This is a genomic window from Bradyrhizobium dasycarpum, from assembly GCF_042019905.1.
Taxonomy (GTDB): domain Bacteria; phylum Pseudomonadota; class Alphaproteobacteria; order Rhizobiales; family Xanthobacteraceae; genus Bradyrhizobium; species Bradyrhizobium japonicum_B.
On the sequence record NZ_CP169574.1, the window covers coordinates 5,815,004 to 5,837,234 of the forward strand.

The 22,231-nt window shown below is 64.6% G+C and carries 14 protein-coding genes and 4 pseudogenes; 8 read left to right on the forward strand and 10 right to left on the reverse strand.

From position 1 onward, the window contains the following. Position 1: 1 nt before the first annotated feature. The 4 genes and pseudogenes from ACETMP_RS27750 to ACETMP_RS27765 all read left to right on the forward strand — a co-directional run bounded on the left by ACETMP_RS27750 (position 2) and on the right by ACETMP_RS27765 (position 4,147). Positions 2–664 (forward strand): hydrogenase-4 component E, encoded by a 663-nt coding sequence (locus tag ACETMP_RS27750; protein WP_028138582.1) that lies wholly within the window; start codon positions 2–4, stop codon positions 662–664. Continuing rightward, positions 661–2,100: a hydrogenase 4 subunit F gene (locus tag ACETMP_RS27755; protein ID WP_375158639.1), complete on the forward strand. Its 1,440-nt coding sequence runs from the start codon at positions 661–663 to the stop codon at positions 2,098–2,100. The genes ACETMP_RS27750 and ACETMP_RS27755 overlap by 4 nt, the downstream gene beginning before the upstream one ends. 3 nt (positions 2,101–2,103) lie before the next feature. Beyond that, positions 2,104–3,619, forward strand: a pseudogene (locus ACETMP_RS27760) (NADH-quinone oxidoreductase subunit C). A 3-nt stretch (positions 3,620–3,622) separates the two neighbouring features. Continuing rightward, on the forward strand, positions 3,623–4,147 hold the full coding sequence (locus ACETMP_RS27765; protein ID WP_375158640.1) for an NADH-quinone oxidoreductase subunit B family protein: 525 nt from the start codon (positions 3,623–3,625) through the stop codon (positions 4,145–4,147). 119 nt (positions 4,148–4,266) lie between these two features. Here the strand turns inward: ACETMP_RS27765 and ACETMP_RS27770 are convergent, their stop codons facing one another. The 10 genes and pseudogenes from ACETMP_RS27770 to ACETMP_RS27815 form a co-directional block, all read right to left on the reverse strand. After that, positions 4,267–5,550 (reverse strand): glycerate kinase, encoded by a 1,284-nt coding sequence (locus ACETMP_RS27770; protein WP_375158641.1) that lies wholly within the window; start codon positions 5,548–5,550, stop codon positions 4,267–4,269. 193 nt (positions 5,551–5,743) lie between these two features. After that, positions 5,744–6,973 (reverse strand): ABC transporter substrate-binding protein, encoded by a 1,230-nt coding sequence (locus ACETMP_RS27775; RefSeq protein ID WP_375158642.1) that lies wholly within the window; start codon positions 6,971–6,973, stop codon positions 5,744–5,746. A gap of 178 nt (positions 6,974–7,151) precedes the next feature. Next, complete coding sequence (locus ACETMP_RS27780) at positions 7,152–8,381, reverse strand: ABC transporter substrate-binding protein (protein ID WP_375158643.1); 1,230 nt, start codon at positions 8,379–8,381, stop codon at positions 7,152–7,154. A 258-nt stretch (positions 8,382–8,639) separates the two neighbouring features. Beyond that, complete coding sequence (locus tag ACETMP_RS27785) at positions 8,640–9,863, reverse strand: ABC transporter substrate-binding protein (protein WP_375162006.1); 1,224 nt, start codon at positions 9,861–9,863, stop codon at positions 8,640–8,642. 119 nt (positions 9,864–9,982) lie between these two features. Next, on the reverse strand, positions 9,983–11,218 hold the full coding sequence (locus ACETMP_RS27790; protein ID WP_375158644.1) for an ABC transporter substrate-binding protein: 1,236 nt from the start codon (positions 11,216–11,218) through the stop codon (positions 9,983–9,985). Between the two features lie 38 nt (positions 11,219–11,256). Beyond that, complete coding sequence (locus ACETMP_RS27795) at positions 11,257–12,276, reverse strand: branched-chain amino acid ABC transporter permease (protein WP_375158645.1); 1,020 nt, start codon at positions 12,274–12,276, stop codon at positions 11,257–11,259. A 2-nt stretch (positions 12,277–12,278) separates the two neighbouring features. After that, positions 12,279–13,158, reverse strand: a pseudogene (locus ACETMP_RS27800) (branched-chain amino acid ABC transporter permease). A 13-nt stretch (positions 13,159–13,171) separates the two neighbouring features. Further along, a pseudogene (locus ACETMP_RS27805) lies at positions 13,172–13,886 on the reverse strand (ABC transporter ATP-binding protein). Next, complete coding sequence (locus ACETMP_RS27810) at positions 13,883–14,680, reverse strand: ABC transporter ATP-binding protein (protein ID WP_375158646.1); 798 nt, start codon at positions 14,678–14,680, stop codon at positions 13,883–13,885. The pseudogene ACETMP_RS27805 and the gene ACETMP_RS27810 overlap by 4 nt, the downstream one beginning before the upstream one ends. Before the next feature lie 66 nt (positions 14,681–14,746). After that, positions 14,747–15,613 carry an IclR family transcriptional regulator gene (locus ACETMP_RS27815; protein ID WP_375158647.1) on the reverse strand — a complete coding sequence of 289 codons (867 nt, stop codon included), beginning with the start codon at positions 15,611–15,613 and terminating at the stop codon, positions 14,747–14,749. 128 nt (positions 15,614–15,741) lie between these two features. Here ACETMP_RS27815 and ACETMP_RS27820 point away from each other — a divergent pair, with 128 nt between their 5' ends. The 4 genes and pseudogenes from ACETMP_RS27820 to pimC all read left to right on the forward strand — a co-directional run bounded on the left by ACETMP_RS27820 (position 15,742) and on the right by pimC (position 22,156). Then, entirely contained in the window at positions 15,742–17,838 is a 2,097-nt protein-coding gene (locus ACETMP_RS27820) for a 3-hydroxyacyl-CoA dehydrogenase NAD-binding domain-containing protein (RefSeq protein ID WP_375158648.1), read from the forward strand. 124 nt (positions 17,839–17,962) lie between these two features. Next, positions 17,963–19,645, forward strand: a complete 1,683-nt coding sequence (gene pimA, locus ACETMP_RS27825) for a dicarboxylate--CoA ligase PimA (RefSeq protein WP_375158649.1) — start codon at positions 17,963–17,965, stop codon at positions 19,643–19,645. Continuing rightward, the gene (locus ACETMP_RS27830) at positions 19,642–20,829 is read left to right on the forward strand and encodes an acetyl-CoA C-acyltransferase (protein ID WP_375158650.1); all 1,188 of its coding nucleotides are present in this window, start codon (positions 19,642–19,644) and stop codon (positions 20,827–20,829) included. The genes pimA and ACETMP_RS27830 overlap by 4 nt, the downstream gene beginning before the upstream one ends. 134 nt (positions 20,830–20,963) lie before the next feature. After that, positions 20,964–22,156: pseudogene (gene pimC / locus ACETMP_RS27835) on the forward strand (pimeloyl-CoA dehydrogenase large subunit). Positions 22,157–22,231: the final 75 nt, after the last annotated feature.

Genomic DNA, 22,231 nt, shown 5'->3' on the forward strand with positions numbered 1-22,231 from the left:
GATGAGCAGCCTGCAATTCGACATCGCCCATCTGCTCGCCGGCTCCCTCGTGCTGGCGAGCTTCATGATGCTCTACCAGGATCGGCTCTATGCGCTGCTCAACGTCTATGCGCTGCATGCCGGCGTGCTGGCGCTGTCGGTGGGCTGGCAGGCCTATGTGCAGCAAGCGCCGCATCTCTATATCACGGCGCTGATCGCGCTGGTGTTCAAGGCCATCATCATTCCCGTAGCGCTGCATCGGATCATCAAGCGGCTCGGTATCCACCGCGAGATCGAGAACGTGATCGGCATCGGGCTGACGATGATGGCCGGCATCGGCCTCGTCGCGCTGTCGATGGTGGTGATGTTGCGGGTGACGCCGGGCGCCGACGCCCTCGCGCGGGAGGACCTCGCCTTCGCGCTGTCGGTGGTGCTGCTGGGGCTCCTGATCATGGTTACGCGACGCAACGCCGTGAGCCAGGTCGTCGGCTTCATGTCGCTGGAGAACGGGCTGGTGCTGGCGGCAACCGGAGCCAAGGGCATGCCGCTGGTGGTCGAGATCAGCGTCGCCTTCTCGGTGCTGATCGCCTTCATCGTGATCGGGATATTCCTGTTCCGCATCCGCGAGCGCTTCGACAGCGTGGACGTACAGGCACTCGATCGCTTCCGGGGAGAGCGGCGATGACGATCGATGCGCTCGGTGCGATCCTGCTGATCCCGTCCCTCTCGGCCGCTCTGCTCGCGATCCTGCCCGGCTACATGCTGGTGGCGAAGCTCAACATCGTCGCGGCGCTCGCGACCTTCCTCACGTCGCTGTCCCTGTTCGTGATCGAGCCGGCGTCGGGGCAATATCTGCTGCTCGACGATCTCAACAAGGTCTTCATAGTTCTGACGACCTTCATCGGCTTCACGACCTCTATCTTCAGCGCGAGCTACATCCACCACGAGATCGAGATCGGGCGGCTGACGCCGGCCTTCCTGCGTTTCTATCACGCGATGTATCAGATGCTGATGTTCGCGATGAACCTCGCGCTCGTCGCCAACAATATCGGCCTGATGTGGGTCGCGGTCGAGGTGGCGACGCTGACGACCGTGCTGATGGTCGGTATCTACCGCACCCATGAGGCGCTGGAAGCCGCATGGAAATACTTCATCCTCGGCAGCGTCGGCATCGCGCTGGCGCTGTTCGGCACCATCCTGGTCTATATGGCGGCGCGCCCGGCGGTGGGCGAGGGGCTCGACGGCATGGTGTGGACGGTGTTGGTGAAGCACGCCGCACAGTTCGACCCGGCGTTGCTCAACGTCGCCTTCGTCTTCCTCCTGCTGGGCTACGGCACCAAGGTCGGGCTGGCGCCGTTGCACGCCTGGCTGCCGGATGCGCATGCCGAGGGTCCGACGCCGATCTCGGCGGTGCTGTCCGGTCTGCTGCTCAATGTCGCGCTCTATGCGCTGCTGCGATTCAAGATGATGCTCGCGGTCAACTCCGAGGCGATCGCGCCGGGTCCGCTGATGGTGACCATGGGCCTGACCTCGGTGATCTTCGCCGCGCTGATGTTGTACCGGCGCCGCGACATCAAGCGGATGTTCGCCTATTCCTCGATCGAGCATATGGGCATCATCGTCTTCGCCTTCGGCATGGGCGGCCCGCTCGCCAATTTCGCGGCTCTCTTGCACATGGCCATGCATTCGCTGACCAAGTCGGCAATCTTCTTCGCCGTCGGCCATATCGCACAGGTCAAGGGCACACAGAAGATCGCCGATATCGGCGGCCTCACGACGACCAACCCCGTGCTCGGCTGGGGCCTGATGCTCGGCGTCGTCGCCATCGTCGGGCTGCCGCCGTTCGGCATCTTCATGAGCGAGTTTCTGGTGGTGAGCTCGACGTTCGCCCGCGCGCCATGGCTGACGGTGATCCTGGTGCTCGGCATCATCATCGCGCTCGGCGGGCTTTTCCTGCGGGTCGGCGTGGTGATGTTCGGCGAGCCCAAGGGCAAGACCGCACCCGCTGAAGCCTCCTACGTGCCGATGTTCACGCACCTCGGATTGGTGCTGATGGCCGGCATCTATCTGCCGCCGGTGGTGGTTACCGGCTTCCAGAACGTCGCGAAGCTGCTGGGATAGGCGATGGGCATCCTCGACAGCATTCCCCATGTCAAAGCGGTGCCGTCGCACCGGCCCTGGCCGCGCGCGATCGTGACGGAGGAGGGCTGGCGGGTGGCGATCGATCGGCTCGCCGAAGGGGAGCTCACATTGCTCGGCTTCTGGGGCGAGCCGGCCGCGGTGCATATGGCGATGCTCGATGCAGGCTCGGCCGCGATCGCGGTCGTCAGCTACGAGTGTAGGGCCGGCACATTTCCAAGCGTCGCCAACCGTCATCCGCCGGCGCTTCGGCTGGAACGGACCATCCATGACCTGTTCGGGCTTGTTCCGACCGCTGCCGACGATCTGCGGCCATGGCTCGATCACGATGCCTGGGGCCAATCCTATCCGCTCTCCGGCCGCAGCGCATCGCGCGACGTGCGGCCGTACCAGTTCCTGCCGGCCGAGGGCGAGGCGCTGCATCAGGTGGCGGTCGGCCCGGTCCATGCCGGGATCATCGAGCCCGGCCATTTCCGCTTCACTGCCAACGGCGAGCATGTGGTGCGGCTGGAGCAACGGCTTGGCTACACCCACAAGGGCATCGAGTCGCTGATGCAGGGGGCGAGCCTCGAGGCCGCGGCAAAGCTCGCCGGCCGCGCCTCCGGCGACAGCACCGTCGCCTACGCCTTTGCTTTCGCCTGTGCCGTGGAGGCGGCCCTGCAGATCGAGGCGCCCAGGCGAGCAAACCTCTTGCGAGCGCTGATGGCAGAGCTGGAGCGGCTCGCCAATCATCTGGGCGACATCGGGGCCATCTGCAACGATGCTTCGTTCGCGCTGATGCATGCCCAGACCGGCGTCTTGCGCGAGCGCTGCCTGCGCGCTGCGGACGCCGCGTTCGGCCATCGCCTGATGATGGACGTCATCATGCCCGGTGGCGTGAGGCGTGACATTGCGCCGGACGGCGTGTCCGCGCTACGCGCGCTGGTCGCCGAGCTGCGCAAGGTCTTTCCGCGCTTGATCGAGCTCTACGACAATACGGCGTCTCTGCAGGACCGCACCGTCACCACAGGCATCGTGAAGGCGGAATATGTGCGCCAGTTTGGCGCCGGCGGCTATGTCGGCCGTGCCTCGGGCCGCGATTTTGATGCGCGGCGGGCGCTGGCCTACGGGCCTTACGACGCGCTGTCGTTCGAGGTGCCGGTCCTGGAGGCCGGTGACGTGAATGCGCGGGTCTGGATCCGAATTCGCGAGGTCGAGCAGAGTGTCACGTTGATCGAGCAGATTCTCGACCGGCTTGGGCCGGGCGGGCCTCGAGACCGCGCTGCCGGCCCGGAGCGGCGGGGGTGCCTGTGAAGGCATGGCGCTGACCGAGGCCTTCCGCGGCGACGTGCTGGTGTGGCTGCGACTCGATGGCGAGTTGCGCGTCGACCGCTGCCATCTGCGCGACGCCTCGTGGTTCCAATGGCCACTGCTGGAAACCGCGATCGAAGGCAACATCATCGCCGACTTCCCGCTCTGCAACAAGTCCTTCAACTGTTCCTATTCGGGCGTGGACCTCTAAGCCATGCGCAACACCCTGTTCGAAAGCCTCACCCATCGTTCGCTGACGGAGCCCGCTCCAGCGCCGGATGGTTCGGCGCTGGCCGAGCTTGCAGCGAAAGTCGACCGCGCTGCTCAGGCCCGGCTGGGGCGTTCTCTGGCCATTCGCGAGGTCGATGCCGGATCCTGCAACGGCTGCGAGCTGGAGATCCACGCGCTTTCCAACGCCTTCTACGACGTCGAACGTTTCGGCCTGCGCTTCGTCGCCTCGCCGCGTCATGCCGACGTGCTGCTGGTCACGGGTCCCGTGACGAAGAACATGCGGGAAGCCCTGGAGCGGACCTACAACGCGACGCCGGACCCGAAATGGGTCGTCGCGGTCGGCGCCTGCGCGGTCGATGGCGGCATCTTCAGAAGCAGCTACGCCTGCGTCGGCGGCGTATCCGAGACGGTCCCGGTGGATCTGCACATCAGGGGCTGCCCGCCGTCACCGACGGACTTGTTGAAGGGCCTGCTCGCGCTGCTGGAGCACGCCGGCGGCAAACGCTAGGCCGCTCACGCTCCGCCGTTCATGTCCTCGATCGGCTCGGCACGGAGCGGCACTGGTATCGTGGCCGGGCAGGCTCGAAGCGGTTGGGCCAAGCCGCGATCGCGTCGAACGGGCGAGCCCTAACCCACCAGGATGACCCTGATGTCATTGACGTTCGTCAGCGTCGGGCCGGGCAGCAGCAGGTCGCCGGTGGCCTCGAAGAACGCGGTGGCGTCGTTGTTGTCCAGATATTCCTGCGGTTGCAGCCCCTGCGCCTTCATCCTGGCGAACGTCGCCGCGTCGATCAGCGCCCCGGCGGGGTCCGTGGGGTGGCCGGCGCCGCCGTCGGCGCCGTCGGTATCGCCGGCCAGCGCCGAAACGTCCGGCGTGTCCTTGAGCAGGTTGGCCAGCGCCAGCGCATATTCCTGGTTCGGTCCGCCGCGCCCCTGGCCGCGCACGGTCACCGTGAGCTCGCCGCCGGAGAGGATCGCAAGGCGCTTGCCTTGCGCGCGCGCCTCCAGCGCCAGTCTGGCATGCGCGGCGGCGACCTCGCGCGCCTCGCCTTCGAGATCGGCGCCGAGGTCGATGGTCTCGTAGCCGGATTCGCGCGCGAGTTCTACCGCGGCGTCGAGCGACTGCTTGGGCCGCGCGATCAGTTCGAAACGCGCGCGCGCGAAGGCGGCATCGTCAGGCTTGCAGCTTTCGTTGGCGGGATTGTCGAGCGCGCGGCGGACGGCGTCTTCGATGTCGAGCCTGTATTTCGCGACGATGGCGCGTGCGTCCGCCAGCGTGGTCGGATCGGGCACGGTCGGGCCGGAGGCGATTGCGGAAGGATCGTCATGCGGCACGTCCGAGATCGCGAGCGTCACGATCTCGGCGGCATTCTTGCCGGCGCGCGCCAGACGGCCGCCCTTGATCCGCGAGAGATGTTTGCGCACGACGTTCATCTCGCCGATCGGCGCGCCCGAGCGCAGCAGCGCCTTGTTGACCGCCTGCTTCTGCGCGAAGCTGATGCCCTCGCTCGGTGCGATCCAGTTGGCCGAGCCGCCGCCGGTGAGCAGCACGAGGAGCAGATCATCCGGCCCGGCCTCGCCTGCGAGCGCCAGCGTGTCGGCGGCGCCCTTCAGGCCGGCCTCGTCCGGCACGGGATGACCGGCTTCGACCACGCGGATCCGGCGCGTCGGCACGCCGTAGCCGTGGCGCGTGGTGGCGATGCCGACGAGGCGGTCCGGTGCGAGCCGGAGCGTGTCGAGATAATGCCGCTCGGCCGCTGCGGCCATGGCGCCTGCGCCCTTGCCGGCGGCGAGACAGATCACGCGTCCTTTGGGCGCGGGCGGCAAGTGCGGCGCCAGCACCACATTGGGATGGGCCGCGGCGACGGCGGCATCATAGAGTGCACGGAGCAGGGGGCGTCGATCGGTCATCACGAAAGGCCTTGAGCAGACGGAACAAGCTGGCGGGTCACGCGCCGCTCACATGCCTATCGCATCGGGCGCAAAAGCGTAAGCGGCCGCTGCCATTATTCGATTGTGCAATCGCGTCATCATGATCGACGCGCAAGCAAAAGCCCCCTGCGCGGTCGGCGCAGGGGGCGTGGCATTTGCAGGTGGCGCGGGGCTAGCCGCCGGCGTCGGCGCTGATCACGTCGCCGAACAGGTCCCACTTTTCGCCCTTGAACTTCATGAGCTGAAGCGAGCTGATCGGTGCGAAGTCGTTCGGGCCGGTGTTGATCTTGATGCCGGGCAGCAGCACCTCGGTGCGGAAGTCCTTCAGGCTCGCCGCCTGCTTCATGACGTTCGCGCGCGTGAGGTCGTCGCCGCACTTCTTCAACACTTCCACCAGGGTCTGGGCCACGCCGTAGCCGACGACGGTGCCGCCGTCGAGCTTGTCGCCTTCAGGGAAGTACTTCGCCATGAACTCCAGGAAGGCCTTCATGCCGGCGTCGTCCTTCCACTGCGGGTCGGACACGTCCTTCAGATAGGCGGCTGAGATGATGTCTTGCGAATTCTCGAAGCCGGCGGGCTTGATCACGCTGCCGACCGAGGCCGAGACGTTGTTGAGGAAGTGGGTCGGCTTCCAGCCGATCTCGGAGATCTTCTTGATCGCCTGCGCCGCGAACTTTGGCGTGGTGATATTGACGAAGACGTCGGCGCCGGACGCCTTCAGCTTGACGATGTGATTGTCGATGGTCGGCTCCGACGTCTCGTAGCTTTCCTCGAGCACGATCATGCTGGCGGCCTTGGCGCCGAGGCCGTCCTTCAAGCCCTTCAGGTAGTCCTTGCCGTAATCGTCGTTCTGGAAGAGCACACCGATCTTGGCGTTCGGCATCGCCTTCATGATGTATTTCGCGTAGATCTGCGTCTCGCTCTGGTAGTTGGGTTGCCAGCCCATCGTCCAGGGGAAATTCTGCGCATCGTTCCACTTGGTGGCGCCGGTCGCGACGAACAGCTGCGGCACCTTCTTCGAGTTCATGTATTTCTGGATCGCCGAGTTCGGCGGCGTGCCGAGCGAGTTGAAGATGAGCAGCACTTCGTCGCTCTCGACCAGCTTGCGCGCCTGCTCCACCGTCTTGGGCGGCGAGTAGGCGTCGTCGTAGGAGACGAAATTGATCTTGCGGCCGTTGATGCCGCCCTCGTCGTTGACCTTCTTGAAATAGGCGGCTTCGGTCCGCCCGATGACGCCGTAGGCGGATGCCGGTCCGCTGTAGGGCATGATGTTGCCGATCTTGATCTCGGTGTCGGTCGCGCCGGTATCGTATTTCTTCTGGGCCGACGCGGTGGATGTCGTAGCCGCAAAGAGCGCAAGCGCCAGTGACGCAGCGGCAATCTTGCCGGTAACTGCAGGCATTCCAATCTCCCTATTTTTCTTGATGTGCGCGTCCTTGTTCTTGGCTTGACGGTTCTTGGTGACGCGGCCGCAATTCAATACGATTTGCTCGAAAGCTTCAAGGAAAAGCCCCTGCGGCAAAGCCGCAGGAGCTGCGTCTTTAGTCGATTGAGACGACATCTTTAGCGGCTGGTTAAGATCAGCCGCCGACGTCCCCGCTCAGGATCTCGCCAAATCGCTCCCAATGCTCGCCCTTGAAGCGGATCAGCTGCAGCTGCGAGAGCGGCGCGAAGTCCGTGGCCGAGGTGTTGACCTTGATGCCGGGCAGCAGGCCGGCCGGCTCGTAGTCCTTGATGCTGGCGGCCTGCTTCATGACGTTCTCGCGGGTCAGATTGTCGCCGCAGGCCTTGAGCACGTGAACGAGACCCTGGCTCACGATGTAGGCGTACATCACCGAGGCGTCGGCGCGGTTCGCTTCCGGATAGTACTTGTCCAGGAATTGGTTCCAGGCGGTCATTGCCGCGTCGGTCTTCCATTGGGCGTCGGTCGGGTCCTTGAAATATTGCGAGGAGATGATGTCCTGCGCGTTCTCGAAGCCGGCGGGCTTGATCACGCTGCCGATGGAGGCCGAGACGTTGTTGAGGAAATGCAGCGGCTTCCAGCCGAGCTCGGCGTTCTTCTTGATCGCCTGCGCCGCGAATTTCGGCGTGGTGATGTTGATGAAGACGTCGGCGCCCGTGGCCTTCAATCTCACGATGTGCGAATCGATGGTCGGTTCGGAGACCTCATAGCTGTCCTCGATGACGATCATCGAGGCCGCCTTGGCTCCGAGCCCGTCCTTGAAGCCCTTCAGATAGTCCTTGCCGTAATCGTCGTTCTGATAGAGCACCGCGATCTTGGCGTCGGGTTTGTTCTTCAGGATATACTTCGCGTAGATGGTCGTCTCGCTCTGGTAGTTCGGCTGCCAGCCCATCGTCCAGGGAAAGTTCTGCGGGTCGTTCCACTTGGTGGCGCCGGTGGCGACGAACAGCTGAGGCACCTTCTTCTGATTCATGTATTTCTGAATCGCCGAGTTCGGCGGCGTGCCGAGCGGATTGAAGATCACCAGCACCTCGTCGCTCTCGACCAGCTTGCGCGCCTGCTCGACCGTCTTCGGCGGCGAATAGGCGTCGTCATAGGAGACGAAGTTGATCTTGCGGCCGTTGATGCCGCCTTCCGCGTTGATCTTGCGGAAATATGCCTCCTCGGTCTTGCCGATCACCCCGTAGGCGGAGGCCGGTCCGCTGTAGGGCATGATGTTGCCGATCTTGATTTCGGTGTCCGATGCGCCGGTGTCGTATTTCTTCTGCGCGAACGCTGTCGTGGACAGGGTGGCAGTCAGTACGAGGGCGGCCGAGAAGGCCCCCAATCGCACATGCATTGCAGGCATCTTGCTCTCCCTAGCTCGGTTTGAATGTGTCGATTGTTCTTGTCGAGAGCGATCATTGCGCGCCGCTCCGATACGCATTGAATACCCTTCTCGGGCGCCCAGCAAGGAGAACGCCGGCCGGTGCCATCGCGGCGAGGTGCTTCTTTTTCGAGGGGATGCGGAATATTCCGGCGCGCGAGATGAAGCGGGCCGTCACTCAGCTGCGCAGAGGTTGTCTTGTGAAGCCAAGGCTATTTTCAATTGCGTCCTTGCGCGGCTTCAATGCCCCATCTCGCTGGAGATGACGTCGCCGAACAGCTCCCATTTCCGGCCCTTGAAGCGCATCATTTGCAGCTGCTCGATCGGGGCGAAATTGTCCGGCGCAGTGTTGATCTTGATGCCGGGCAGCAGCGTGTCGGGTTCGAAATCCTTCAGGGAAGCCGCCTGCTTCATGACGTTCTCGCGGGTCAGATCGTCGCCGCACATCTGCAGCACCTTCACCATCGTCTGCGCGGCGGCATAGCCGAACACGACGCCGGTCTCGAGCTTGTTGGCCTTGGGATCGTACTTCGCGAGGAAGTCATGGAACCTCTTCATGCCGTCGTCGGCATTCCACTGCGGATCGGAGCTGTCCTTGGTGTAGGTCGCCGACAGGATGCCCTGGGATATCTCAAGGCCGGCCGGTTCGATCACACCGCCGACGGAGGCCGAGACGTTGGAGATGATGTGGACCGGATGCCAGTTGATCTCCGCCGCCTTCTTGATCGCCTGCGCGGCGAATTTCGGGGTGGTGATGCTGATGAAGACGTCGGCGCCTGAGGCCTTCAGCTTCACGATGTGCTCGTCGATCGCGGGCTCGGAGGTGTCGTAGGATTCCTGCAGCACGATCATCGAGGCCTTGGCGCCGAGGCCGTCCTTCAACCCCTTCAGATAGTCCTTGCCGAAATCGTCGTTCTGGTAGAGCACGCCGATCTTTCCGTCCGGCTTCTCCTTCATGATGTACTTGGCGTAGATGCGCGCCTCGCTGGCGTAGCTGGGCTGCCAGCCCATGGTCCAGGGATATTGCTTCGGGTCGTTCCACTTCGAGGCTCCGCTCGCGACGAACAATTGCGGCACCTTCTTCTCGTTCATGTATTTGCGGATGGCGCTGTTGGTGGAGGTGCCGAGCGAGCCGAAGATCAGGAGCACCCCGTCGCCCTCGACCAGCTTGCGCGCCTGCTCCACTGTCTTCGGCGGCGAATAGGCGTCGTCGTAGGAGATGAACTTGATCTTGCGGCCGTTGACGCCGCCCTCGGCGTTGATCTTGTTGAAATAGGCTTCCTCGACCTTGCCGATCGCGGCATAGGCCGAAGCCGGGCCGCTATAGGGCATGATGTTGCCGATCTTGATCTCGGTATCGGAGGCGCCGGTGTCGTATTTGTTCTGCGCCAGTGCCGGGCTGCCCATTGCAGTGCACAACACGACTGCGGCCAGTGCCACAACCTGACATCGAACGGAAGTCATCATTCTCCCACCCCGAGTTGGATCGGCGCCGCATTGAACAAGATTGACCCGTGACGTCAACAAAAAGCCCCGCGATCGCTCGTGGGGGCTTCTTGGGCTCGGACTATTGCGTCAGCGTGTCACTCGGAGGCGACGTCGCCGCTGATGATCTCGCCGAACAGTTCCCATTTCTCACCCTTGAACCGCTGCATCTGCAGCTGCGAAATCGGGGCGAAGTCGGTGGGGCCGGTGTTGATCTTGACGCCGGGCAGCAGCGTGTCCGGCGCAAAATCCTTCAGCGAAGCCGCCTGCTTCATCAGGTTGGCGCGGGTCAGATCGTCGCCGCACATTTCCAGGACCTTGGCCAGGGTCGAGGCCGCACCGTAGCCGTAGACCATGGCGGTGTCGGTCTTGTCGGCGCCGGGCATGTACTTGTCGACGAACTCGTTCCACTTCTTCATGCCGGGATCGTTGGCCCATTGCGGGTCGGTGGAGTCCTTGGCATAGGCCGCCGACAGCACGCCCTGCGCGGCATCGAAACCAGCCGGCTTCATCACGCTGCCGACCGAGATCGACACGTTGGTGAGGATCTGGAGCGGCTTCCAGTTGAGCTCGGCGGTCTTCTTGATGGTCTGGGCCGCGAACTTCGGCGTGGTGTAGATCAGGAGCACGTCGGGATTGGCGGCCTTGATCTTGACGATGTGGCCGTCGATCGACGGCTCGGAGATCTCGTAGCTCTCCTCCATGATGATCATGGACGAGGCCTTGGCGCCGAGGCCATCCTTGGTGCCCTTGAGGTAGTCTTTGCCGAAATCGTCGTTCTGATAGAGGATCGCGATCTTGGCGTCGGGCTTCTCCTTCATCAGCCATTTGGCATAGATCTGGGCTTCGCTCTGGTAGGAGGGCTGCCAGCCGATGGTCCAGGGGAAGTTCTTCGGATCGTTCCACTTGGTGGCGCCGGTGGCGACGAACAGCTGCGGAATCTTCTTGGCGTTGAGATATTTCTGGATCGCGCTGTTCGAGGGCGTGCCGAGCGGGTTGAACACGGCCAGCACCTCGTCGCTCTCGACGAGCTTGCGCACCTGCTCGACCGCCTTCGGCGGCGAATAGGCGTCGTCATAGGTGACGAAGTTGATCTTGCGGCCGTTGATGCCGCCCTTGTCGTTGATCATCCGGAAATAGGCTTCCTCGGTCTTGCCGATGATGCCGTAGGCCGATGCCGGACCGCTGTACGGCATGATGTTGCCGATCTTGATCTCGGTATCGGACGCGCCGGTGTCGTATTTCTTTTGGGCGAGTGCAGCGCCGGAGGTGAGGGCAATGGCCGCCGTTGCCGTGACCAGCGCGGCGGCTCGCAGTGTTCTTCCAAATCGCAATTCGGTCTCCTTCGTTTAAACAACAGTCTTCTAGTGTTTCAGTTTCTTCTGAGCTTGCCGGCAAGTTGCTGGCCCACGATCGCGACCTGCCTTGCGCCATGCGGCACGAGGTAGATGACGAGGAACAGCAGCACGCCGAACACCGCGCCGGAGAGGCCCTTGGAGATGCTTTCCGCCATGTTCGGCACGAAGATGATGAAGGCCGCACCGACGAACGAGCCGGGCAGCCAGCCGACGCCGCCGACCACCATGCCGAGGAACAGCGAGATCGCCAGCGTGATGGTGTAGCTGTCGGGCGCGACGAACTGCACCGCGATGGCGCCGAGCGAGCCGGCGACGCCGGTGATGCCGGCGGACACGCCGAACGCCAGCGTCTTGTACAGCGCGACGTTGACGCCCATGGAGGAGGCCGCGATCTCGTTGTCGCGGATCGCCATGAAGGCGCGGCCGGAGCGGGAGCGCAACAGGTTGACCGAAAAGATGTAGATCGCGACCGTCACGGCCAGGGTGAAATAGTACAGCCACATGTCCTGCGACATCGGCAGGCCGAACGGCGCGTCCGGCTTGGTGACGACGAGACCCTGCACGCCGCCGGTCCAGTGCTCGAGGAAGTTCAACTTCAGCAGCTGCGGCATCGCGGTCGCAAGCGCGAACGTCGCGAGTGCGAGATAGATGCCCGACAGCCGCAGCGCCGGCTTGCCGAAGAGGTAGCCGAATCCGAAGCAGATCACGGCGGAAACCGGAATTGTCAGCGCGTAATTGACGTTGAAGTACTCCATCAGCACCGCCGACGTATAAGCGCCGACGGCGTAGAACGCGCTCTGGCCGAGCGAAAACTGGCCGCTTCCGCCGGTCAGGATGTTCAGCGCTAGCACGGCGAGCCCGTAGATCAGGAGCATCGTCATCTGGAAGATGATGAAGTTCTTGACGAACGCCGGCACGATCAACAGCGCCGCCAGCACCACCAGCGAGGTGCCGGTGCCCAGGGTCATGGCCCGCTTCGGAACCGCCTCGACCGCCGCGTGGCCTTCGGCGACGACTTCTTCTGCTGCGCTCATGATCAAACTCGCTTGACGATGTGCCGGCCGAACAGGCCGGCGGGTTTGACGACCAGGACGGAGATGATCAGCGCGAGCGCGATCGGGAGTTTCAACTCGTTGCCGACGCCGGGGATGTAGGTGCCGGCGAGGTTCTCGAACACGCCGACCAGGAAGCCGCCGACCACCGCGCCGAACGGACTGCTCAGCCCGCCGAGCACCGCCGCGGCGAAGCCGTAGATCAGCACGCCGCCCATCATGTTCGGCTCCAGGAACACCACCGGTGCGATCAGCATGCCGGCGATCGAGCCGATCGCGGTCGCCATGCCCCAGCCGAGCGCGATCATCCAGCTCGTGTTGATGCCGACGAGGCGGGCCGATTCAGGCACCGAGGCCGCGGCGCGCATCGCAAGGCCGATCCGCGTGTACTGGAAGAAGAAGTAGAGCGCGAGCAGCAGCGCCACGGTGACGCCGATCATGCCGGCCTGGTGGGTCGAGATCAGCTGGCTGCCGAGGAACGGTGCGGAGCCGAACGGGGTCGGGTACTGCTTGATCGTGAAGTCCCAGATCAGGCCCGCCGAGGAGTTGATGATCGCAAATAGCGCGATGAAGCCGGCGACGTTGGTGAGCACCGGCGCCTTCACGAGGGGCTTGAACAGGATTCTGCTCGATCGCGATGCCGGCGACGAAGGAAAATGCCAGCGTGATTACGAAGGCGGCCCAATAGGACACGCCCCACTGCATCAGCTGCCATGAGATGAAGGTCGAGAACATCGCCATCTCGCCTTGCGCGAAGTTGAGATGGTCGATGGCCTGGTAGATCATGACCACGGCGAGCGCCATGCAGGCATAGATCGCGCCCGTGGCGATGCCGGCCAGGACCTGGTTGGTAAACAGTTCCATTGTCCCGGCTCCCTCAGTAACCCAGATAGGATTTGCGGATTTCTTCGTTGTTCGCGATGTCCTTGGCCTTGCCCGACATCACGATGCGGCCAGTCTCGATCACGTAGGCCTGGTCGGCGAGCTCGAAGCGCGAGCTGGGCGTTCTGCTCGACCACCAGGATCGACACCTTGTCCTCGCGGTTGATCTTGCCGAGGATGCCGAACAGGTCGCGCACCACCAGCGGCGCAAGACCGAAGGAGGGCTCGTCGAGCAGCATCAGCCGCGGTCGCAGCATCAGCGCGCGGGCGACCGCGAGCATCTGCTGCTCGCCGCCGGACAGCGTGCCGGCCTGCTGGGTATGGCGCTGCTTCAACACCGGGAAATGCGCATACATGCGCTCGATGTCGGAGACGATGCCGGCGCGGTCCTTGCGGGTGATCGCCCCCAGCTGGAGATTCTCCTCCACGGTCATGTTGGTGAAGGTGCCGCGGCCCTGCGGAACATGGGCGATGCCGAACCGCACGATGCTCTCGGTCGAGCGGTTGTTCAGCGGCTTGCCTTCGAACTCGACGCCGCCGGTGGAGCGCACCATGTTGCAGATCGCGCGCAGCGTGGTGGTCTTGCCGGCGCCGTTGGCACCCAGCAGCGTCACGAGCGAGCCTTCGTTGAGCGAGAACGACAGGCCATGGAGCGCCTGGACCTGGCCGTAATAGGCGCGCAGGTCCTTGACGTTGAGCAGTGGCGTCATTGATCCTTGCTCCCGAGATAGGCCTTGATGACGTCCGGGTCCGCCTGCACCTGGGCGGGCGTGCCTTCCGCGAGCTTCTTGCCGAAATTCAGTGCGACCACGTGGTCGGCGATCGACATCACGAGGCCCATGTGGTGCTCGACCAGCAGCACGGTCATGTGACGCTCGTCGCGGATGCGGCGGATGAGGTCGCCGAGCACATGGACCTCTTCGTGGTTGAGACCGCCGGCCGGCTCGTCGAGCAGCAGGATCTTTGGATCAGCCGCGAGCGCCCGCGCCAACTCCACCCGCTTCTGCGTGCCGAACGGCAGGCCGGACACCACCGTGTGGGCGACATTCCCGAGGTCGAGGTAAGCGAGGATCTCCTGCACCTTCTTGTTGATGCTGGTCTCACTGCGCCGCACCCAGGCAAGCCTCAGGGAGTCGCTGATGATGTCGCTGGAGGTCTTCGCATGCGCCCCGACGCGGACGTTGTCCATCACCGTGAGGTTCGGAAACAGCGCCACGTTCTGGAACGTGCGGCCAATGCCGATCTCTGCGATGCGGTGCGGCGCCCGTGTCAGGATGCTCACGCCCTCCATCAGGATGTCGCCGGACGACGGCTGGTACAGCCGCGAGAGGCAGTTGAAGAGCGTGGTTTTGCCGGCGCCGTTGGGGCCGATCAAGCCGAGGATCTGGCCCTTGTGCATGTCGAACGACACGCCGTTGAGCGCGACGATGCCGCCGAACACGACGCTGACGTCGCGAACGGCGAGCAGGGGCGATGTCCCCTGCGCGAACTGGGCCTGCGTCATCTCGTCTCGCTCACGTCTTGCAGTGAGCGACGGGGCGATGCGAACCGCTCCCGACGACGACAAAGGCTATCTGATCCCCTCGGCCACACGCGCAACTTTCCCTCCTGATTTCAGCTTTTTGCTGACGTCTTTTTTGGAATGCGGCATCAGACCCCCGAGCGCCGCTTCGATGTTCCTTACCATCGCTAGCAGACGGGGTCCAATGTCGTTGATCAAACGCTCTTCCGTGAAGCGGAATGCGGGTGCTCCGCAATTGAATGCGTAAGGTCCGGTTCCGTCGTTGAGCCTGAGCGCGACGCCGGCGGCGCCGATGTCGTCGTGCCAGTCGCCGACCGAAATCGCAAAACCGTACTTCGCGACGGTTTCGCCGGAACGCTCCAGCCCGTCGCGCATCTTCGGCCAGCGGCTGCCGTAATGCTCGCGCAACAGGCGCGACAGCTCCGCGCGATCCGCGTCGTCGAGCGCCCAGAAATAGGCACGGCCCATCGCACTGGTTGCGATCGGCACGCGGGAGCCGACGTCAAGTTGAACGCCGACCGTCTCGCTGCCGCGGCTTTGCCCGAAATAGATCATGCTGTGACGGTCGCGGCCGCCGACCGCGACGGCGCCGCCGGTCGCGCGCATCACCTCCTCGCGGAACGGCTCGGACAAATGCCGAACGCCGAGATTGGCAAGCGCGGCGTAACCGAGCGACATCGCGGCGGGGGTGAGCTGGTACTTCTCGAAGCGGGGAACCGGCGCGAGATAACCCAGCTTGGTCAGCGTGTAAGTCAGCCGCGACACCGTCGGCTTCGGCAGATTGGTGCGCGCCGCAATCTCCTGATTGCCCAGAAGGCCGTCATTGGGGTGGAATGCTCGCAATACGTCCAGTCCGCGGGAAAGCGCGACGACGAAATTCCGATCGGTCGCTGTCTTCTTTCCTGTACGCTTCATCCCTGATCTGCTTCTTGCGCGGAGTCGTTGACAAGCCACGTGCTTCAAAATAACCCTGCCGTCAAGATGCGGAATTAAATTCCGCACCGCGAAATCGAAAAGTTAATCCCCACCAAGGAGGGAACACCGTGAGCGAAGTGGTCAAGCTTGAGCGTCATGACGAGGTCGGGATCGTCACGGTCAACAGCCCTCCGGTCAACGCGCTGAGCGCCGCGGTCCGCGGTGGCATCCTGGAGTGCATCAAGGCCGCCATCGCCGATCCCGCCATCAAGGGCATCGTGCTGACCTGCGCCGGTCGCACCTTCATCGCGGGCGCCGACATCACCGAGTTCGGCAAGCCGCCGAAGCCGCCCGCCCTCAACGACGTGCTGTCCGAGATCGAGAACTCGCCGAAGCCGGTGGTCGCCGCGATCCACGGCACGGCGCTCGGCGGTGGCCTCGAGGTCGCGCTCGCCTGTCATTTCCGTGTCGCGGTGAAAGAGGCCAAGCTCGGCCTGCCGGAGGTGAAGCTCGGCCTGCTGCCGGGCGCCGGCGGCACCCAGCGCCTGCCGCGCGCGGTCGGTCCCGAGCTCGCGGTCAAGATGATCGTCGGCGGCGACCCGATCGGCGCTGCGGAAGCGCTCAAGAACGGCCTGATCGAGGAAATCGTCGAGGGGCCGGCATCGGGCGGCGAAGCCTTCGTGCGCAAGCTCATCGCGGAGAAGCGTCCGCTGCGGCGTCTGCGCGACGACGATTCCAAGATCGCGGCTGCCAAGGCCGACCGCTCGATCTTCACCAACGCGGTCGCCGCCATGACCAAGAAGTCGCGCGGCCTGGAGGCGCCGTTCGCCGCCGCCGACGCGGTCGGCTACGCCATCGACCTGCCCTTCGACGAAGGTCTGAAGAAAGAGCGCGAGGGCTTCCTGAAGCTCGTCGCCAGCGACCAGTCCAAGGCGCAGCGCTACGCCTTCTTCGCCGAGCGCGAAGCCGCCAAGATCGCCGGCGTCCCCGAAGGCACCAAGCCGCGTCCGGTGAACCGCGTCGCCATCCTCGGCGCCGGCACCATGGGCGGCGGTATCGCGATGTCCTTTGCCAATGCCGGCATCCCCGTCACCCTGATCGAGACCGGCGAGGAACAGCTCAAGCGCGGCATGGGCATCATGCAGAAGAACTGGGAAGCGACCGCGGCGCGCGGCGGCATCCCGGCCGATGCCCCCGCCAAGCGCATGGCGCTGATCAACGGTGTCGTCGGCATCGAGAATGTCGGCGATGCCGACCTCGTCATCGAGGCCGTGTTCGAGACCATGGCGGTGAAGAAGGATGTGTTCGGCAAGCTCGACCAATACGCCAAGCAAGGCGCCGTGCTCGCCTCCAACACGTCTTATCTGAACATCGACGAGATCGCGAAGTCGACCAAGCGTCCGCAGGACGTGCTCGGCATGCACTTCTTCTCGCCGGCCAACGTCATGAAGTTGTGTGAGATCGTGCGCGCCGACAAGACCGCGCCGGACGCCCTCGTGACGGCCGTCAATATCGCGCGCAAGATTGCCAAGGTGCCGGCCGTGGTCGGCGTCTGCGACGGCTTCGTCGGCAACCGCATGCTGGCCCAGCGCGGCAAGCAGTCGGAGAAGCTCTTGTTCGAGGGCGCCTTGCCGCAGCAGGTCGATGCCGTCGTGACCAAATTCGGCATGCCGATGGGACCGTTCGCGATGGGCGACCTCGCCGGCCTCGACATCGGCTGGCGCTCGCGCAAGGACCGCGGCATCAAGTCGGAGATTGCGGATGCGCTGTGCGAAGCCGGCCGCTTCGGCCAGAAGACCGGCAAGGGCTACTACAAATACGAAGCCGGCTCCCGCGCGCCGCTGCCCGATCCCGAGGTCGAGAAGCTGATCGACGAGACGCTTGCCCGCCTCGGCCGCAAGAAGCGCGTCGTCAGCGATGAAGAGATCCTCGAGCGCATGATGTATCCGATGATCAACGAGGGCGCGAAGATCCTGGAGGAGGGCATCGCGGCACGTCCCTCCGACATCGACGTGGTCTGGCTCTACGGCTATGGCTGGCCGATCTACCGCGGCGGCCCGATGTTCTGGGCCGACAGCGTCGGCCTCAAGCACATCGCCGATCGGCTCTCCTACTACGCCAAGGAGACCAACGATCCGAGCCTCGAGCCCGCGCCGCTGTTGAAGAAGCTCGCCGCCGAAGGCAAGACGTTCGCGTCACTGGCGGCTGCGTCGAAGGCCGCTTGATGGAGCGTCGCGCTCCAGCTCTCAGTCATTCCGGGGCGCCCGCAGGGCGAACCCGAATCTCGAGATTCCAGGTTCGATGCTTCGCATCGCCCCGGAATGACGGCTAGTGTGGTTTAGGGAATCCATGACCCATCCCGGCGAACAGTTTTACCCCGAGGGCGTGCATTGGGACGATCCCATCGCCCAGGGCACGCTCCCGGACATCCTCTCGAAGGCTGCCGCCGATTACGGTCCGCGCACCGCGCTGGAATTCCGCGATCGCGCCATCACCTACACCGAGCTCGCCGCGTTGGCCGAGCGCGCCGCCGCCGCGTTCCTCCGCGCCGGCTGCGGCAAGGGCACGTCGATCGCGCTGTTCCTCGGCAATTCGCCCGACCACCCCGTCAACTTCTTCGGCGCGCTGAAGGCGGGCGCTCGCGTGGCCCATCTCTCGCCGCTCGACGGCGAGATCGCCCTGACGCACAAGGTGTCGGATTCCGGCGCGCGCCTGCTCGTCACCTCCAACCTCCAGGCCCTGTTGCCGACCGCGCTCAAATTCCTGGACAAGGGCCTGATCGACAAGCTCGTCGTCTGCGAGGACGACACGTGGGGCAAGGTCGGCACGCCGCAGGCGGCGATCCCCGACGATCCCCGCATCGTCACCTTCAGGGCCTTCGTCGAAGGCGCGCCTGCGCCGGGGCAATGGCCATCCGTGACGGCCGACGACGTCGCGCTGCTGCAATATACCGGCGGCACCACCGGCCTGCCCAAGGGCGCCATGCTGACCCACGGCAACCTCACCTCCGCCGTGTCGATCTACGATGTCTGGGGCAAGCCGGGGCGCGCCACGCGCGGCGACGTGATCGAGCGCGTGATCTGCGTGCTGCCGCTGTTCCATATCTACGCGCTCACCGTGGTGTTGTTGTCCTCGCTCAGCCGCGGCAACCTGATCTCGCTGCACCAGCGCTTCGACGTCGAAGCCGTGATGCGCGACATCGAGGTCAAGCGCGCGACCTACTTTCCGGGCGTGCCGACGATGTGGATCGCGATCGCGGCGCTCCCCGACCTCGACAAGCGGGACTTCTCCTCGCTCGTCACCATCGGCTCCGGCGGCGCGCCGCTGCCGGTGGAGATCGCGAGCTTCTTCGAGCGCAAGGTCGGCAAGAAGCTGAAGAGCGGCTGGGGCATGACCGAGACCTGCTCGCCCGGCACCGGCCATCCGCCCACCGGGCCGGAGAAGCCCGGCTCGATCGGCCTGATGCTGCCCGGCATCGAGCTCGACGTCGTCGCGCTGGACGATCCCAGGCGCGTGCTTCCGCCCGGCGAAGTCGGTGAGATCCGTATCAAGGGCCCGAACGTCACCAGGGGCTATTGGAACAAGCCGGAGGGCTCGGCGGACGCCTTCGTCGACGGCCGTTTCCTCACCGGCGACATCGGCTATGTCGATGCCGACGGCTATTTCTTCCTGGTCGACCGCAAGAAGGACATGATCATCTCCGGCGGCTTCAACGTCTATCCGCAGATGATCGAGCAGGCGATCTACACCGTTCCAGGCGTGCACGAGGTGATCGTGCTCGGCATTCCCGACCCCTATCGGGGCGAAGCCGCCAAGGCCTTCATCAAGCTGAAGCCGGGCGCAAAGCCGTTCTCGCTCGACGAGCTGCGCAGCCAGCTTGCGGGCAAGCTCGGCAAGCACGAAGTGCCGGCCGCGATCGAATTCGTCGACGATCTGCCGCGCACGCCGGTCGGAAAATTGTCGCGCCACGAATTGCGTCAGCAGCAGAAACCGTCACAATCCGTTCAACAAGCATCAGGAGGTCGTTCTTGACCGACGCCGTCATCGTTTCCACCGCCCGCACCCCGATCGGCAAGGCCTATCGCGGCGCGCTCAACGCCACCGAGGGCGCCACGCTGCTCGGCCACGCCATTGGCGAAGCCGTCGCGCGCGCCAAGGTCGATCCCAAGGAGATCGAGGACGTCGTGATGGGCGCCGCGCTGCAGCAGGGCGCGACCGGCGGCAACATCGCGCGCAAGGCGCTGCTGCGCGCCGGCCTTCCCGTCACCGTCGCCGGCACCACCATCGACCGGCAATGCGCCTCGGGCCTGCAGGCGATCGCGCTCGCGGCGCGTTCGGTGATCTTCGACGGCGTCGAGATCGCGGTCGGCGGCGGCGGCGAATCGATCAGCCTCGTGCAGAACGACAAGATGAACGGCTTCCACGCCCAGGATCCGGCGCTGCTCAAGATCAAGGGCGAGGTCTACATGCCCATGATCGACACGGCGGAGGTGGTCGCCAAGCGCTACGGCATCTCGCGCGAACGCCAAGACGAATACTCGCTGGAAAGCCAGCGCCGCACCGCGGCGGCGCAGCAGGGCGGCAAGTTCAAGGAGGAGATCGCGCCGATCACGACGCAGATGGCGGTCACCGACAAGGCCACCGGCGCGGTGTCGATGAAGGAGGTCACGCTGTCGCAGGACGAAGGCCCGCGTCCCGAGACCACGATCGAAGGCCTTGCCGGCCTCAAGCCGGTGCGCGGCGAAGGTTTCTCGATCACCGCCGGCAATGCCAGCCAGCTCTCCGACGGCGCCAGCGCCTCGGTGATCATGAGCGACAAGGAAGCATCCAGGCGCGGCCTCAAGCCGCTCGGCATCTTCCGCGGCTTCGTCTCGGCCGGCTGCGAGCCGGACGAGATGGGCATCGGCCCGGTCTTCGCTGTGCCGCGCCTGCTCAAGCGCCACGGCCTCACCGTCGACGACATCGGCCTGTGGGAGCTCAACGAGGCCTTCGCGGTGCAGGTGCTGTATTGCCGCGACAAGCTCGGCATCGACCCCGACAAGATCAACGTCGACGGCGGCGCGATCGCGGTCGGCCATCCCTACGGCATGTCGGGCGCGCGCCTCACCGGCCACGCCCTGATCGAAGGCCGCCGCCGCAAGGCGAAATACGCGGTCGTCACCATGTGCGTCGGCGGCGGCATGGGCGCGGCGGGTTTGTTCGAGGTGCTGCAGTAACCGGCCCGTCGTTCCGGGGCATTCGCGGTACGCGAATGAACCCGGAACCTCGCGCCACAAACTTCCGGACTCCGGGTTCGCGCGTTGCGCGCCCCGGAGTGACGAACAGAGAATAACGCTCACAGGAGGATCCGATGGATCTCGCATTCACTAGGGAAGAGCAGGCGTTTCGCGAGGAAGTGCGGCAGTTCTTCCGCGACAACGTGCCGCCGGATACGCGGCGCAAGATGGTCGAGGGCCGTCATCTCTCGAAGGACGAGATGGTGACTTGGTGGCGCATCCTCAACAAGAAGGGCTGGGGCGTCAGCCACTGGCCGAAGGAATATGGCGGCACCGGCTGGACCGCCGTGCAGCATTACATCTTCAACGAGGAGCTTCAGGCCCATCCGGCGCCGCAGCCGCTTCGCCTTCGGCGTCAGCATGGTCGGTCCGGTCATCTACACCTTCGGCAACGAGGAGCAGAAGAAGAAGTACCTGCCGCGCATCGCCAATGTCGACGATTGGTGGTGCCAGGGCTTCTCCGAGCCAGGCTCCGGCTCCGACCTCGCCTCGCTGAAGACCAAGGCCGAGCGCCGTGGCGACAAGTGGATCATCAACGGCCAGAAGACCTGGACCACGCTGGCGCAGCACGCCGACATGATCTTCTGCCTCTGCCGCACCGACAACAATGCCAAGAAGCAGATGGGCATCTCCTTCATCGTGTTCTCGATGAAGTCCAAGGGCGTCACCGTGCGCCCGATCCAGACCATCGACGGCGGCCATGAGGTCAACGAGGTTTTCTTCGACGACGTCGAGGTGCCCGTCGAGAATTTGATCGGCGAGGAGAACAAGGGCTGGGATTACGCAAAATTCCTGCTCGGCAACGAGCGCACCGGCATCGCCCGTGTCGGCGTCTCCAAGGAGCGGCTGCGCCGCATCCGCGATCTCGCCGGCAAGGTCGAATCCGGCGGCAAGCCGATCCTCCAGGATGCCGCGTTCCGCGAGAAGCTGGCGGCCTGCGAGATCGAGCTGAAGGCGCCTCGAGCTGACCCAGCTGCGCGTCGTCGCCGACGAGGGCAAGCACGGCAAGGGCAAGCCCAATCCGGCGTCCTCCGTGCTGAAGATCAAGGGCTCCGAGATCCAGCAGACCACCACCGAGCTGCTCATGGAAGTGATCGGGCCGTTCGCCGCGCCCTACGACGTGCACGGCGACGACGGCTCGAACGAGGCCATGGACTGGACCGCCCAGATCGCGCCGAGCTACTTCAACAACCGCAAGGTCTCGATCTACGGCGGCTCCAACGAGATCCAGCGCAACATCATCGCCAAGGCGGTGCTGGGGCTGTGATCCCGCTTCCTCTCCGCGGAGGTGGGGAGGGCAATGTTTCCACCGTCATTCCGGGGCGCGACGAAGTCGCGAGCC

Excerpts from the sequence above, each read along its gene's own strand:
- ACETMP_RS27765 (WP_375158640.1), top strand. The coding sequence starts at position 3,623 with ATGCGCAACACCCTGTTCGAAAGCCTCACCCATCGTTCGCTGACGGAG.
- ACETMP_RS27785 (WP_375162006.1), bottom strand. The coding sequence starts at position 9,863 with ATGACTTCCGTTCGATGTCAGGTTGTGGCACTGGCCGCAGTCGTGTTG.
- ACETMP_RS27810 (WP_375158646.1), bottom strand. The coding sequence starts at position 14,680 with ATGACGCAGGCCCAGTTCGCGCAGGGGACATCGCCCCTGCTCGCCGTT.
- ACETMP_RS27780 (WP_375158643.1), bottom strand. The coding sequence starts at position 8,381 with ATGCCTGCAATGCATGTGCGATTGGGGGCCTTCTCGGCCGCCCTCGTA.
- ACETMP_RS27795 (WP_375158645.1), bottom strand. The coding sequence starts at position 12,276 with ATGAGCGCAGCAGAAGAAGTCGTCGCCGAAGGCCACGCGGCGGTCGAG.
- pimA (WP_375158649.1), top strand. The coding sequence starts at position 17,963 with ATGACCCATCCCGGCGAACAGTTTTACCCCGAGGGCGTGCATTGGGAC.
- ACETMP_RS27775 (WP_375158642.1), bottom strand. The coding sequence starts at position 6,973 with ATGCCTGCAGTTACCGGCAAGATTGCCGCTGCGTCACTGGCGCTTGCG.
- ACETMP_RS27815 (WP_375158647.1), bottom strand. The coding sequence starts at position 15,613 with ATGAAGCGTACAGGAAAGAAGACAGCGACCGATCGGAATTTCGTCGTC.
- ACETMP_RS27770 (WP_375158641.1), bottom strand. The coding sequence starts at position 5,550 with ATGACCGATCGACGCCCCCTGCTCCGTGCACTCTATGATGCCGCCGTC.
- ACETMP_RS27750 (WP_028138582.1), top strand. The coding sequence starts at position 2 with ATGAGCAGCCTGCAATTCGACATCGCCCATCTGCTCGCCGGCTCCCTC.
- ACETMP_RS27755 (WP_375158639.1), top strand. The coding sequence starts at position 661 with ATGACGATCGATGCGCTCGGTGCGATCCTGCTGATCCCGTCCCTCTCG.